The sequence below is a fragment of the Natronomonas gomsonensis genome, assembly GCF_013391635.1.
Taxonomy (GTDB): Archaea; Halobacteriota; Halobacteria; order Halobacteriales; family Haloarculaceae; genus Natronomonas; species Natronomonas gomsonensis_A.
Map to the genome: position 1 here is coordinate 640,478 of NZ_JACAWU010000001.1, position 14,249 is coordinate 654,726.

14 protein-coding genes are annotated in these 14,249 nt (G+C 66.0%); 9 read left to right on the plus strand and 5 right to left on the minus strand.

The window, feature by feature from the left end; all coding sequences use genetic code 11:
* The gene (locus HWX69_RS03465; RefSeq protein ID WP_178915720.1) at nt 1-1,221 is read left to right on the plus strand and encodes a metal-dependent hydrolase family protein; all 1,221 of its coding nucleotides are present in this window, start codon (nt 1-3) and stop codon (nt 1,219-1,221) included.
* 102 nt (nt 1,222-1,323) lie between these two features.
* Here the strand turns inward: HWX69_RS03465 and HWX69_RS03470 are convergent, their stop codons facing one another.
* Complete coding sequence (locus tag HWX69_RS03470) at nt 1,324-3,081, minus strand: helicase C-terminal domain-containing protein (RefSeq protein WP_178915721.1); 1,758 nt, start codon at nt 3,079-3,081, stop codon at nt 1,324-1,326.
* Between the two features lie 99 nt (nt 3,082-3,180).
* Between HWX69_RS03470 and HWX69_RS03475 the strand changes: the two genes are divergently transcribed.
* A complete protein-coding gene (locus tag HWX69_RS03475; protein ID WP_178915722.1) occupies nt 3,181-4,284 on the plus strand; it encodes a DoxX family protein in 1,104 nt (367 codons plus the stop codon).
* Between the two features lie 33 nt (nt 4,285-4,317).
* Here HWX69_RS03475 and HWX69_RS03480 read toward each other — a convergent pair whose 3' ends face one another.
* Together HWX69_RS03480 and HWX69_RS03485 are read right to left on the minus strand one after the other, a co-directional pair.
* On the minus strand, nt 4,318-4,524 hold the full coding sequence (locus HWX69_RS03480; protein ID WP_178915723.1) for a DUF7561 family protein: 207 nt from the start codon (nt 4,522-4,524) through the stop codon (nt 4,318-4,320).
* A 38-nt stretch (nt 4,525-4,562) separates the two neighbouring features.
* A complete protein-coding gene (locus HWX69_RS03485) occupies nt 4,563-4,739 on the minus strand; it encodes a putative antibiotic biosynthesis monooxygenase (protein ID WP_178915724.1) in 177 nt (58 codons plus the stop codon).
* Between the two features lie 256 nt (nt 4,740-4,995).
* Here HWX69_RS03485 and HWX69_RS03490 point away from each other — a divergent pair, with 256 nt between their 5' ends.
* The 3 genes from HWX69_RS03490 to HWX69_RS03500 are packed head-to-tail and all read left to right on the plus strand — an operon-like array spanning nt 4,996 to nt 7,491.
* Nucleotides 4,996-5,853: a YkgJ family cysteine cluster protein gene (locus HWX69_RS03490; RefSeq protein WP_178915725.1), complete on the plus strand. Its 858-nt coding sequence runs from the start codon at nt 4,996-4,998 to the stop codon at nt 5,851-5,853.
* 24 nt (nt 5,854-5,877) lie between these two features.
* Nucleotides 5,878-6,795 carry an NAD(P)H-binding protein gene (locus HWX69_RS03495; protein ID WP_178915726.1) on the plus strand — a complete coding sequence of 306 codons (918 nt, stop codon included), beginning with the start codon at nt 5,878-5,880 and terminating at the stop codon, nt 6,793-6,795.
* Nucleotides 6,796-7,491 (plus strand): DUF7530 family protein, encoded by a 696-nt coding sequence (locus HWX69_RS03500; RefSeq protein ID WP_178915727.1) that lies wholly within the window; start codon nt 6,796-6,798, stop codon nt 7,489-7,491. It abuts the gene before it with no gap.
* Nucleotides 7,492-7,495: 4 nt separating this feature from the next.
* On the opposite strand, the gene HWX69_RS03505 is transcribed toward HWX69_RS03500, so the two are convergent.
* The gene (locus HWX69_RS03505) at nt 7,496-7,669 is read right to left on the minus strand and encodes a DUF5786 family protein (RefSeq protein ID WP_231753977.1); all 174 of its coding nucleotides are present in this window, start codon (nt 7,667-7,669) and stop codon (nt 7,496-7,498) included.
* A 153-nt stretch (nt 7,670-7,822) separates the two neighbouring features.
* Here HWX69_RS03505 and HWX69_RS03510 point away from each other — a divergent pair, with 153 nt between their 5' ends.
* Nucleotides 7,823-8,818, plus strand: coding sequence for a DUF5784 family protein (locus HWX69_RS03510; RefSeq protein WP_178915728.1), 996 nt, complete (start codon nt 7,823-7,825; stop codon nt 8,816-8,818).
* A gap of 54 nt (nt 8,819-8,872) precedes the next feature.
* A complete protein-coding gene (locus HWX69_RS03515) occupies nt 8,873-9,868 on the plus strand; it encodes an ornithine cyclodeaminase family protein (protein ID WP_178915729.1) in 996 nt (331 codons plus the stop codon).
* Here HWX69_RS03515 and HWX69_RS03520 read toward each other — a convergent pair.
* Nucleotides 9,865-10,071 carry a hypothetical protein gene (locus tag HWX69_RS03520; RefSeq protein ID WP_178915730.1) on the minus strand — a complete coding sequence of 69 codons (207 nt, stop codon included), beginning with the start codon at nt 10,069-10,071 and terminating at the stop codon, nt 9,865-9,867. The genes HWX69_RS03515 and HWX69_RS03520 overlap by 4 nt on opposite strands.
* A 112-nt stretch (nt 10,072-10,183) precedes the next feature.
* Between HWX69_RS03520 and leuS the strand changes: the two genes are divergently transcribed.
* Nucleotides 10,184-12,823, plus strand: coding sequence for a leucine--tRNA ligase (gene leuS, locus HWX69_RS03525; protein WP_178915731.1), 2,640 nt, complete (start codon nt 10,184-10,186; stop codon nt 12,821-12,823).
* 369 nt (nt 12,824-13,192) lie between these two features.
* Nucleotides 13,193-14,233, plus strand: a complete 1,041-nt coding sequence (locus tag HWX69_RS03530; protein WP_178915732.1) for a PstS family phosphate ABC transporter substrate-binding protein — start codon at nt 13,193-13,195, stop codon at nt 14,231-14,233.
* The last annotated feature ends 16 nt before the right edge of the window (nt 14,234-14,249 follow it).

Genomic DNA, 14,249 nt, shown 5'->3' on the forward strand with positions numbered 1-14,249 from the left:
ATGCACGTCGATTGCGGCACGCTTCTCGACGGTGACGGTCGGGTGCTGGAGGACGGGCGGTTCAGTATCGAGGACGGCACCGTAACGGAGGCCGGCCCACTGGAGGACGTCGAACCGACTGGCGAACGGCTCGATCTGACCGACAGCGTCGTCATTCCGGGGTTCATCGACGCCCACGTCCACATGCAGGGGTTGCGGACGATGGACCCCACCGACTGGGTGCTGGCGAGCGACGCCGTCTGTGCGGCGCGGGCGAGTGCAGACTGCCGACGATTGCTCGACGCCGGCTTCACCTCGGTTCGGGACCTCGGCAGTACGGTCGCGTTGGGGCTCAGGGAGGCTATCGAATCGGGCGACATAGCGGGACCACGCGTCTACACCAGTGGGCGCTCCATCTCCCAAACGGGCGGCCACGGTGACGCCCACTTCCTGCCCTACGAGTGGGCCAACGAGGACGGCCTCGGCATCGCGACGCTGGCCGACGGCGAAGACGAGTGCCGAAAGACCGCCCGACAGCGAATTCGCGAGGGCGTCGACTGCCTGAAGATAATGACCACCGGCGGCGTCCTCTCGGAGAAGGACGCCCCCGACGAACGGCAGTTCACCGACGCGGAGATCCGGGCGTTCACCGAGGAGGCCGAACGCGCCGGCCGACAGGTCGCCAGCCACGCACAGGGAACGGCGGGCGTCGTTTCGGCCCTCGAAAACGGCGTCGACACCATCGAACACGGCTTCTACCTCGACGAGGAGGCCATCGACCTCATGCTGGACACCGACGCGACGTTCGTCCCGACGCTTTCCATCATGTCCCGCATCGTCGAGTCCGGTGCCGACCACGGCGTCCCCGAGTACGGCCTTCGGAAGGCCCGAGAGGCCTTCGACGCCCACGTCGAGTCGGTCCGTCGCGCCCACGAGGCGGGCGTTCCCATCGCCACCGGGACGGACTTCATGGGACCCGACCTCGTCCCCCACGGCGAGAACGCGCTCGAACTCGAACTCCTCGTCGAGGAGGTCGGCCTCTCGCCGGTAGCGGCCATCGAGGCGGCAACGCGAGTCGCTGGGCGGACCGTTCCCGACGATGTCGGAACGCTGACGCCGGGCGCTCGGGCGGACTTCCTCGCGTTGGGGAGTGACCCCCGCGACGGCATCGAGGCGGTTCGGGACGTGGAAGCGACGTTCCGTGGCGGTAGCCGGGTCGACGCGACGGCGAGGGACTTATAAGACGGCGGGAGCAACGCCGGGTATGGACCGACAGAAAATCTTCGCGCTGTTCTTCGCGCTGCTGATGGTGACCTCGATGGTCGCCTACGCGGCGAGTCTCTTCTAACCGTCGCCCCAGACGTCCGACAGCGGGTGGTCGTCGATGGACCCCGAGCGCCGGGCGTTCGAGGTCTGGGAGGTCGATTTCGAGCGCTGTCGGGACGGCGAGGAATCCGACCCGGAGGCGTCACCGACGGCCGACGGCGGGTCGAACGACGGTAGCTCCGGACGGGTCATCCGGTCGACCTGTGCTTCGAACCACTCGGGCATGTCGTGGCGAGCGCGCTCGAAGAGGTCGACGAGCGAGGAATCGGCGAGATACGTCGCGCCGTAGTCGTCGGGTGCCCGAACCACCCGACCGCAGGCCTGAATCACCGTCCGGAGCGCCGTCCGGTAGTACCACCCCCACTGGCCGTCTTCGAGTCGCTGGGCGACTCGGGAGTCGTTGGTGTTCGGATACGGCGCCTTACACAGCACCTGCCACCGACAGAGGTCGCCGTTCAAATCCAGCGCCTCCTCCATCTTCACGGAGACGAACACGTCGGCGCCGGAGCTCCGTTTCCACCCCGACAGGGCGGCGTCGCGGTTCTCGCTGTCGTGGCCGCGAACTCGGTCTGCGACGCCAAAATCGTCGAGTAACTCGTGGAGTCGGTCGGCGATGGCATAGGAGTGGGCGTGTATCAGTCCCTTCTCGTCGTCGTGTTTCGCCATGATTTGGACGATACTGCGGGCGACCTTCGGGAGGGTCTCGTCGCGGTGTTCGTAGGTCATCTTCCCCTGTGTCACGTCGTACAGCGGGCGGTTCTCGACGGGGAAGGTGTGGGGCACGTCGACCAGCGCGACGTTTTCGGGGTTCAGGCCGGCACTTCGGCAGAAGGCGTCCTTGTTGAGGATGGTCGCCGACAGCAGGGCGAACCGGTTGCCGCGGTCCCAGACGGTGTGATGGAGGTACCGCGCCGGGTCCAGCGGTTTGACGGTGATAGCGCGATTCTCGCTTTGGTCGGCCACCCACGTCGTCGGGCTCTCGGGGTCACGGAGGTCTTCGAGGAACCAGCCCAGGTCCCGAACCAACTCGGCGAGTTGATCCCGCTCTTCGGCCTCCGCCGGCGAGAGTTCGAGTTTCCCCCGGAGTTCCTCCTGTCGACGCGAGCAAACGCTCGTCAGTCGCTCGACGTAGTCCTCCACATCGGAGAGGCCGTCGATATTCGGCGGTTCGCAGGCGTCCCAGACGGGAACTTCGGCAGGTGAGAGGTCAATAGTGGCGTACATCTCGGCCCACTCGGCGAGACCGTGGGCTTCGTCGACGACGACCACGTCGCGTTTGCCGAACACGTCGCTGCCGGCGGTCTGCATGAAGTACGCCAGCGTCATCGCCGCGATATTGCGGTTCGAGGCGATGGAGCGGTCCGAAAAGTACGGACACCGGTGTTTGACGGGGCAGTCGAACCCCCGCTCGCGGGCACAGGGCGCCTGATTGACCGGCGTCGAGGTCTCCCCGGGGAGGATACAGTCGTAGTTGGACTTCCCGCGGATGACGCTCAAATCTTCGAGCAGTTCGTCGCCGGCCACGTCGTCCAGTTGGGACACCTGCGGCGTGGTGTAGTAGGCGCCGGTGGCCTGGACGTGTTCGGCCTCACCGGGGCGCCGGGCACACCCGGCGATGGCGCGGGCGAGAAGCGACTTGCCGCTGCCGGTCGGCGCACGCACGAGAACGACGTCGTTGCCGGCGGCGAAAGCGTCGCGGATGTCACTGAGGGCTTGCTCTTGAGCCCCGCGGAACGACGGCGCGGGGAACTCCTCGACGATTCGCGACGGGTCCACACCGAATCGAACGGTGGCACCGTCCTAAAGTCATCGTTTGGTAGACGTGTCGGCCCACCGACCGCGGATTTAGGTGGTTCGAAAATATAAGGAAAGATTATGTTAGAACTTCGCGCCGAACGACCCCGTAGGTGGCTCCTGTCGGCCGTCCTCGGACTCCTCGCCGTCCCGGGGGTGGCGGCCGCCCACGTGCGCTACGTGACGAGCGCGGACGACGTCGGTGACGGACTCCAGTTCCTCGCCACGTCGCTGACCGACCCGACGAACGCGGCGGTGCTCGGTGGCGGCGCCGTCGCGACGCTTCTGGCCATCGTCGTCTACCTCCGAGTGCGGCCGTTCCGCCGAGACGTGGAGGTGTTCCGGGCGGCGCTGGCCGACTACGGCGATTTGCTCCCGTGGCTCCTCCGACTCGGGTTCGGCCTGCCGCTCGTCGGCGCCGGGTTCGCCGGCTACCTGTTCAACCCGGTCGTAGAGCCGATGTTCCCGGGCACGCGGCTGTTCCAAATCGGCCTCGGCTTCGCCCTGCTGTTCGGACTGGCGACGCGGGTGGCCGCGCTCGTCGGCCTCGCGGCCTACCTCGTGACGCTGGCGCTCGAACCGCTCGCCGTGTACTCCCTCGAGTGGGTGCCGGGCTTTCTCGCCATCGCGCTCGTCGGCAGCGGCCGGCCGAGCGCCGACGAGACCCTCGGGACCGTCGCCACCGCCGAGGGCACCTTCTACGGACGGGTCGACCCGATTCACGACGCCGCAGGGTGGCTCAACGACGCCATCGAACCCTACGAGCGGTTCGTCCCGACCGTCATCCGCGTCGGGATGGGCGTCACGTTCGCGTTCCTCGGCGTCTTCGAGAAACTGCTGGCCCCGGAGATGGCGCTGGCCGTCGTCGAGCAGTACCGCCTCGTGGAGGTCGTCCCGGTTCCGCCGGAGTTGTGGGTCCTCGGCGCCGGGTTCGCCGAGTTGGGGCTCGGCATCGCGATTGCATTCGGACTGTTCACCCGGATGTCGGCGTTGACCGCACTGACCGTCTTCACGCTCACGCTGTTCGGCATTCCCGACGACCCCGTCCTCGCACACATCGGCGCGTTCAGCCTCGCCTCGGCGCTGCTCATCACCGGCGCCGGACCCTACGCGCTCGACAACTACATTGGCACGGCGAAACCCTCCCGTTCGGAGCCTCCCGACACGACCGCGACCACCGACTGACGGCCGTCCCGAGGTACTGCGGGGACCCGAAAGTCACTCGGCTTCGAGTTCGAGAACGTCCGCTTCGGTGGGGTCGTCGGGCAACTTCTCGATGCAGTCGAAACAGAGGAAGTGCTCGGTGCCGTCGCGGAGTTCGAGGGTCATCCCGCCCGTTCCCTGGGGGTCCGACGACCACAGCCCCGAGATGCCGCCACCGATGGGGACGGCGTCGCCGCAGGCGTCACAAGACTCCTTGGCCATAGGTGAAGTAGGCAATCCGCCAGCAAAAGGCGTCCGGCCTACGACGGCGGGTTGACCGCGAGGCCATCGACGACGAGCGGCACCGAGAGCAAGCCACCGACCGCCATCGCGGTCCACAGCGGCACGCCCGCAATCCGACCGAACAGCCACGCGAACAGCAAAACGAGCGGGATGAACGCGAGCAGGAAGTCGTACCTGGAGAGTCTGGACGGCACGAGTGTAGTCGCTTCCGTCCGTCGCCCCGGACCGGCGATACCGAACCTGTCGCTACGGGGTGGTTGCTCCGACACGGACATCACCTCACCCAGTACTCACAACCGCGTTTCACTAAAATTTTGCTTCGAAAACGACGGATTTCCGAATAGTTATATTCCTAAATTATAAGTCGATTATCTCTCCGCGTTCGCCGTGATGTTGGTCGCGGTTTTACGGCGTGAAAACCGTTTTGTCCCGTGATATCGAACCGCACGTATGCGCGTCGACTGTGAGGGCTGTGCCGGTTGCTGTATCGACTGGCGCGCGGTCGCCCCCGACACCGTCGACCTCGACCACGAGCGCCGCGGTGGGTTGGTCCCGCTGGACGACACGTACAACCTCGTCCCGCTGTCCAGCGACGAGGTGCGGGCGTTCGTCCGAGCGGGACTCGGCGACGCGATGACCCCACGGCTGTTCGACGCCCGCGAAGGACCGACCGGCTCCGTCGACGGCCACGACATCGCCGCCGTCGGCGACCGCCCCGCCTTCTTCGTCGGCTTGCGGAAGTCGCCGAAGCCGGTCGGCCCCTTCGGCCTCGACTCCGCGTGGCTCCCGAGTTGCGTCTTTCTGGACCCCGAGACGCTGCAGTGTCGCATCCACGGCGAGGACCGCTACCCCGACGCCTGCGAGAGGTATCCGGCGGACAATCTCGCACTCGACGCCGAAACCGAATGCGAGCGCGTCGAAACGGCGTTCGGCGGCGAGCGGCTCCTCGACGCCGACCCCGGCGAGGCGACGCCGCTTCTCGGGACCGGCGCCCTCGGAGCGACGGTGTTCGCCCATCCCGACGTCGACCGACTCGACGGCCGCGTCGACCGCATCGCCGACGGGGCCCCGACCGCCGAGGACCGCGCGGAGTTCCTCGCCGTCGCCGCCGCCTCCCGGCCCGGCAGCCTCGCTGTCGACACCGACCGCTACGAGACGGCCCGCGAAGCGGTTCTCGATGCCGATTCGTGGGTCGGACGGGCCAGCGCCGAGTGGAACCGACGGGCCGAAACCGACGACCCCGACCCCGAACTCGGTCGGGACGTCGAAGAACGTCTCGGCGCCCCCGAAACGCCCGGTTGGGATTAAGGGGTCGGCGCCCGTTCTATGGGTATGCGCGTACTCGTAACCGGGGCGAGTGGGTTCGTGGGGAGCCGTCTCGTTCCAGCCCTCCAACGACGGGGCCACGACGTGGTCGCTCTGGTCAGAGACGTCGAGCGATACGACGCCCCCGACGGCGTCGAGGTCGTCGAGGGCGACCTCCTGAACCCACCCGTCGAGGTGCCGCCGGTCGAGGCCGCCTACTATCTGGTCCACTCGATGGGGACCGGCGGCGACTTCCAGTCGCGAGACCGACTGGCCGCCCGCACCTTCGTCGATGCAGTCGAGGCCGCCGGCGTCGAGCGCGTCGTCTACCTCGGCGGGTTGGGCGACGACCGAGACGAACTGTCCGAACACCTCCGGTCGCGACGCGAGGTCGAACACATTCTCGCTGACGGCGAGTTCGAACTGACGACGCTACGGGCCGCCATCATCGTCGGCGAGGGGTCGGCGAGTTTCGAACTCATCACCCAACTGGCCGACCGCCTGCCGGTGATGGTGACGCCCCGGTGGGTCCGCACCGAGTGCCAGCCCATCTTCGTCGACGACGTCATCGGCTATCTGGTCGGCGTCCTCGATGCCCCCGAAACCGCCGGCGAGACGTTCGAAATCGGCGGCCCGGACGTGCTGACCTATCAGGAGATACTCGAACACACCGCGCGGTTGCTGTCCGGCCGGGCGCCGGTCGTCCTCCCGGTTCCCATCCTCTCGCCGGGGCTGTCGGCGGGGTGGCTGTGGCTGCTGACGGACGTGCCGCTGTCGGTTGCGAAGCCGCTCGTCGCCGGCCTGCGCAACACCGTCGTCGTCACCGACCGCCGCATCGACGAGTTCGTCGACGTCGAACCGACGCCGTTCGACGAGGCCGTCCGGCAGGCGCTCGGCGACCGAGCCATCGTGAGCGAAACGCCAGCCCTGGAGCCGGAGCCCTGAATGCGGCCGGAGTACGGCGAGACGTGGGTCTACGAGAGCATCATCGGCGCGCTTCCGGGGGTCGACCTCTCACGCGGAGCAGCCATCGCTATCCAGTTGGCCGTCTTCGAAACCGCCGTCCTCGCGTTGGCGTGGTACTACGACCTCTGGAACGCGGCGGTGGCGGGAACAGCCGCCGTCGTCGTCGCCGCCGTCGGGAGCGTCGAGATGCTTCGAATCAGCCGCGCCGCGCGAGCGCCCCCCAGCCCGGAGCCCTACCGGCGGCTGCTGTTCGGCTCCAGCGTCGAGGTCGTCCTCGCCGTGTTGGCGTTCGTCGCGCTCGTCACGCACCTGTTCGTCTTCGACCCCGCAGACGGCGGCTCGCTCGTCGAAACGCTGTTCGGCCCCGAGCCGCCGATACTGGTCGTCTACCTGACGCTGTTGATCCTGTGGGACCTCTGTTATCGCATCGGCACCGGCTGGTGGACCGCCGTCGTCGCGCTGTGGCGGTCGGGGCGCTATCGGTTCGACGCCGACGCCGTCGACACGCTCCGGCGGGCCGACGCCGAAACCCTCGGCTTCGCGGCCGTCCAGTTGCTGTTGGTTCCGTTCGTCGTCGACTACCCCGTGTTGCTCGCTGCGCTCGTCGGCCACGTGCTGGCCGTGGCGGTTGTCGTCGCGCTGTCGGTCGCTTTACTGACGCTCCGAGAACAGTGAGCCGTTACTGGGACTGCATCTGCTTGAACTGGTCGAGGAGTGCTTCCGCCGAGTCGCCGGAGTCGTACTCTATGGAGCCTTCGTAGTTCGTCCGCTCGTCGTCGAAGGCAGCATCGACGGTCGAGGCCTTCTGCTCACGTCGCTCGTGTTCGTCCTCGTCATAGGCACCCATTGACATGGTAACTGTACGCAACTAACGAGTTCTTGGTAATCAATGTAACGGATAATATGAAGGGTTATTTATGTATTCGCTCCGGGACGGCTCCGGGGTTCCGTCGCCATCCGGTCGGATATGCGTAATCGGTAAACCCGCTGACGTGCTACGACGAGTGTGGCAGGTCCCCTCCGTTTCCGTCGGTCCGAGAAGACGTGGACGCGACAGAGCGTCCGCGAACAGTTACTACAGCCGCTGAAGCAGTCCTTCGGCGCACGCATCGAAGAGCCGTGGTTCACCATCGGCGACGACCGCTACGACGCCCTCCGGTTGGAGATGGACAACGGCGACTTCGCGCTGTTCTGTTTCCGACCCGGCCGGGCCTACTGGCTCGGCAACACCGAGACGCCCGAGGCACTGTGGCGCACCGACAAGGAGACGTTCACCGAGGCGCCCTATGCCGTCTCCCGGTGGGCACAGCGGGAACTCACCGCCCGCATCGAGGTGACCGACCCCTGGCTCGCCGACTACGAGTACGTGACGTGGTTCTTCCTCCCCGTCTTCGGGTCGAAAGACGGGCGGGACAGCACCCGTCGGTTCTTCGCCGAGGACGCCGCCGGCTTCCCCGATGCCAGTTCCGAAGAGGGACTCGCCTTCTACGAGTCGCTGCTCCGAACCGGGAGTCTCGACGCCCACCGCTACACGATGGCCTCGAAACTCGGCACCTCCCCGGGATACGACCTCACGCGGATGCGGGCGACGATGGCGGAGTTCAACGTCGCCAAACTCCTCACGGACGCCGGCCTTGACTTCGAACCTGAAGTCGAACAGGACAGCGGCCACGCGCTGGATTTCGCCGTCGACGACGACCTCGTCGAGGTGACCCGTCCCGAACCGCCGGCGCGTCGGTCCCACGCCGACCACCCCGTCGCCGCCGTCAAGGAGACCGGCGGCGCAAAGCGGAGCGATCAGTTGGCGAAACACCCCGATTCGGCGCTGTTCATCGACTGTACCTCCTTCACCGAGACGGAGTGGAACGCCGTCACCGGCGAGCAACCGGGCGTCGGCCACGAACCCACCGTCGTCTTCCGCGCCCGCCCGACCGGCCGCATCGAAGGCTACCGGTACGGAAAGCTGCCGTTCGACCTCGACGGCAGCGTCGAGTGGGTGTAGCCGCATCCGGCGAAAGGGTGGGTATCTAAGTACCGCCGTAGCAAATTTTGCCACATGAAGACGCTTCTGTTGAACCGAGACGACGTGGGCGAAAACGCCCGCATGGAGGAGGTCATCGTCGCCGTCGAGGAGGCCTTCGCCGCCTACCAGCACGGGAACGTACAGATGCCGGCGAAGTCCTACATCGACCTGCCGGAGTACAACGGCGACTTCCGGTCGATGCCGGCGTACATGGCCGCCGACGACTGGGACGCCGCGGGCATCAAGTGGGTGAACGTCCACACGGACAACCCCGAGACGTACGACCTCCCCACCGTGTTGGGAACGATGATTTACTCCGACCCGCGGAACGCCTTCCCGCTCGCGCTCATGGACGGGACGACGCTCACCCGGAAGCGGACCGGCGCGGCGGCGGCCGTCGCCACCGACCACCTCGCGGTCGCCGACGCGACGTCGCTTGGTATCGTCGGCGCCGGCGTCCAGTCGTACACCCAACTGGAGGCAATCAGCGTGGTTCGGGACATCGACACCGTCGTCGTCGCCGACAAACGCGACGACGCCGTCGAGGCGTTCGTCGACCGCTTCGGCGACGAGTTCGACGTCCGCGGTGGCTCCATCGCCGAGGCCGCACAATGTGACGTGCTCTCGACGGTGACGCCCGTCGAATCGCCCATCGTCTCCGCGGAAGACGTGGGCGACCACACCCACATCAACGCGATGGGCGCCGACGCCCCCGGCAAGAACGAACTCGGCGAGGGAATCGTCGCCAACGCGAAACTCGTCATCGACGACTACGAGCAGTGTACCCACTCCGGAGAAATCAACGTCCCGTGGAGTCGCGGCCTGCTATCCGACGAGGACCTCTACGGCGAGTTGGGCGAAATCGTCACCGACGAGAAACCCGGACGGACGCCCGACGACGGCGTGAGCGTCTTCGATTCGACTGGGCTGGCGATTCAGGACGTGGCGGCCGCCCACGTCGTCTACGAACGCGCAAACGAGAAGGACAACGGCACGCCCTTCGAGTTGGTCGACACCCGACTGCGTTAATCCCAGGAGACCCGTTCCCTGACGCCGCGGAGGGTTCGCGACAGCACCCACGCGACGGCCAAGAAGGGCAGCAATGGAACCAAAACCAAGAGTAGCGCCACCACGACGGCGAGCCAGCGCGGCCGGCCGTCACCGCTTTCCGTCTCGCGTTTTTCACCGGAAAAGAACCGTGTCACCCCGCTCGCTGTGGCCGTCTTGAACATACGGTTCAGTCGGTTTCGAGCGGTATGAGTGTTATCCCCACACCGCCGTGGCGTTCTTGGGATGGAAAGGTTAAGGGCCGGACCGACGGAAGATTCCACAACTACTCTCTCCATGCACGACGACGACGGTTACGACCACACCGAGGTCGAACGACGCTGGCAGGAGGCGTGGGACGACGCCTCCGTGTATCGGACCCCCGACGACGTTTCGGACCCGACGTACGTCCTCGGGATGTACCCCTACCCCTCCGGACAGTTGCACATGGGTCACGTCCGCAACTACACCATCACGGACGCCTACGCCCGGTATCGGCGTATGCAGGGCGACGACGTGCTCCACCCGATGGGGTGGGACGCCTTCGGCCTCCCGGCAGAGAACGCCGCCAAGGAACGCGACACGAACCCCCGCGATTGGACCTTCGACTGCATCGAGACGATGAAGGGCCAGATGGAGTCGATGGGCTTCGGCTACGACTGGGAGCGGGAAGTCACCACCTGCGTCCCCGAATACTACAAGTGGAATCAGTGGCTGTTCCGGCGGTTCCACGAGGAAGGGTTGGCCGAGCGACGCGACGCCGAGGTGAACTGGTGTCCCTCCTGTGAGACGGTGCTGGCTGACGAACAGGTCGAGGGCGACGACGAACTCTGCTGGCGGTGTGACACGCCCGTCGAGTCACGGGAACTCGACCAGTGGTTCCTGAAAATCACCGAGTACGCCGACGAGTTGGTCGACTACATCGACGAACTAGAGGGGTGGCCCGACTCCGTCCGGCAGATGCAGCGCAACTGGATCGGCCGACAGTACGGGACCCAACTGGAGTTCACCATCGAAGGGTACGGTCCCGTCGAGGCGTTCACGACCCGCGTCGACACCATCTTCGGCGCGACGTTCTTCGCGCTGGCGCCGGACCACCCCATCAGCGAGCAGTTGGTCGAGGAAGACGACGCCGTCCACGAGTTCGTCCACCACGAGGCCGACCCCGACGGCGACGAACCGAACGGCGTCGAGACGGACCTGACGGCGACGAACCCGATTACCGGCGAGGAGATTCCGGTCTTCGTCGCCGACTTCGTGCTGTCGGACGTGGGGACAGGCGCATTGATGGGCGTCCCCGGCCACGACCACCGCGACCACGACTTCGCCGAGAAGATGGGCGTCGACATCGACCCCGTCATCGCACCCAGCGAGGACGAGGTCCCCGACGTCAGCGACGAGGCCTTCACCGACGACGGCGTCCTCGTGAACTCCGGGGAGTACAGCGGCCTCGACAGCGAGACCGCACGCGAGCGGTTGACCGAGGACATCGACAGCGCCGAAACCGACACCCAGTATCGCCTCCGCGACTGGGGTATCTCCCGGCAGCGCTACTGGGGGACGCCGATTCCGGTCGTCCACTGTGACGACTGTGGCCCCGTGCTCGTTCCCGAGGCGGACCTGCCGGTCGAACTGCCCGAGTTCGTCAACACGACCGGGAACCCGCTGGACGAAGCCGACGAGTGGAAGCAGACGAGTTGTCCGGACTGCGGCGGCGAGGCGACCCGCGAAACGGACACGATGGACACCTTCGTCGACTCCTCGTGGTACTTCCTGCGGTACGTCTCTCCCGAACTGGACGAGGCGCCGTTCGACCTCGAGCAGGCCAACGACTGGATGCCCGTCGACCAGTACGTCGGCGGCATCGAACACGCCGTGATGCACCTGCTGTACAGCCGGTTCGTCACGAAGACGCTGGCCGACCACGAGGGACTGGACCACCGTGAACCGTTCGAGAACCTGCTGGCACAGGGGATGGTGCAGTTGGAGGGCGAGAAGATGTCGAAATCGGTCGGCAACGTCGTCTCGCCGCAGCGCATCGTCGAGGAGTACGGCGCCGACACCGCTCGTCTGTTCATGATGCAGGCCGCCCAACCCGAGCGGGACTTCGACTGGACCGAGGAGGGCGTCCAGTCGGCGTACGCCTTCCTGACGCGACTGAAGGACGTGACCGAGGCGTTCACCGCCGGCGACATCGAGACAACCGACGACCCCGGTGCCGTCGCCGGCTACGTCGAAGCCGAAATCGAGGCCGCCGTCACGATTGCCGGCGAGGAGTACGACGAGTTGACGTTCAACACGGCGCTTCGGGAGGCCCAGTCACTGGTCGGGACGCTCCGGCAGTATCGGGACTACACCGCCGTCGACGCCTCGGTCTTCGAGCGCGGACTGGAGACGGCCGTGAAACTGCTGGCGCCCGTCGCGCCCCATATCGCCGAAGAACTGTGGGAGGAGTTGAGGTACGACGGCTTCGCCGTCGACGCCGACTGGCCCGACGCCGCGGCCGACCGCGAAACCGTCGAGAAGCGCCGCCGCCTCGTCGAGAACACCCGCGAAGACGTCCGCGAAATCAGCGACGTGGCCGGCATCGACGACCCCGAGCGTATCGACATCGTCGTCACGCCCGACTGGAAGTACGAGGCGCTGGAGATCGCCATCGACAGCGACGCGCCGAACGTCATCGGCGAGTTGATGCAACACGACGACATCAAGCGCCACGGCGACGATGCCGCGGCCTACGGACAGGACCTTCAGGCGAACCGAGAGGCGCTCCAGCGGACGCTCGCTCCCGACACCGAGTTCGAGGCACTGGAGGCCGCTGCGTGGCTCGTCGAACGGGAGTTCGACGCCGACGTACGGGTGTTGACCGCCGAGGAAGCCGACGACGTGGCCGGGAAGGCCGAACCCGGCCGACCGGCGATTGATATCGTCGAGTAACACGAGAGTTTTTTGGGTTGGACGATTCCAGCTCGTGGGCCGCGACGCCGAACGATTGGCCGCCGAGTTGGCCGAGGGCCGGTAGCCATGGTCGTGGATATATAGTCAGTGCGCGTGACCGGGTCCCTTCCGAATTACCGAACAGATTCGGTACGAATAGGTACCGAGCAGTCGTTCCTCGATAGACGATAACACGCCACGAGGGCTCGTCCGCCCGTGAAAAACCGACCGATTGCAGACGCTTAAGCCGATACGACCGCCAGAATCGGTATCCGAGCGCGGGTGTGAAGGGTTTCCAATAGAGGACTGTATAAATCTATATAGAACACATAGTACCCTTCTTATTCGATTGTCCGTTTGGTTCGGGTGATGACAGACGACCCGAACGGCGGTCGCAGTGCGTTCGAATCGAGTAGCCGACGACGATTCCTGCTCTCCGGAGCAGCGCTGGCCGCCGGGGGCCTCGCCGGCTGTACCGAAACGCCCGGCAACGGTGGGAACGGTAACGGAAACGGCAACGGAAACGGCGGCGGTGACACGCTTTCCGGCGACATCGCCATCGCCGGCTCCAGTACCGTCTTCCCGCTGATGGAGGCCGTCGCCGCGGCCTTCGAGTCCGAACACCCCGAGGTCAGCACGGACATCAGTTCCACCGGCTCCGGTGGCGGCTTCTCGAACTTCTTCTGTCCGGGACAGACCGACTTCAACAACGCGAGTCGGCCCATCAAGGAGGAAGAACAACAGCTCTGTTCCGACAACGGCGTCGAACCCGTCGAACTGCAGGCGGCGACCGACGCCCTCACCGTCGTCGTCAACAACGACAACGAGTTCATCGAGGACGGCTGTGTCACCATCGACGAACTGAACCAGATTTGGGGCGAGGACGCCGCCGAGACGTGGAGTGAGGTCCGCGACGGCTGGCCCGACGAGGAAATCGAGCGCTACGGCGCCGCCGAGACCTCCGGCACGTTCGATTACTTCACCGAGACCGTCAACGGCGAAAGCGGCGCTCACACGGACGACTACCAGGCGACCGAACGCGACAACACCATCGTCCAGGGCGTCAAGGGTAGCCAGTACGCAATCGGCTACTTCGGCTTCTCGTACTACTTCAACAACCCCGACCAGGTGACGGCCCTGAAAGTCGACGGCGGCGATGGCTGTGTGGAACCATCGCTGGATACGGCCTCGAACGGCGAGTACACGCCGCTGTCGCGGCCGCTTTTCACCTACGCCGCCAAGAGCTCGCTGGCCGAAGAGCACGTCGCGGAGTTCGCCCGCTTCTTCGTCGAGCAGGCCGGTAACGAGGAACTCGTCGCCGGGCAGGTCGGCTACGTCCCACTGACCGACGAACAGCAGAGCGAGGTAATGGAGCGTCTCGAAACGGCTATACAGGAAGCGCAGAACTAGTCGATAGATACGATGG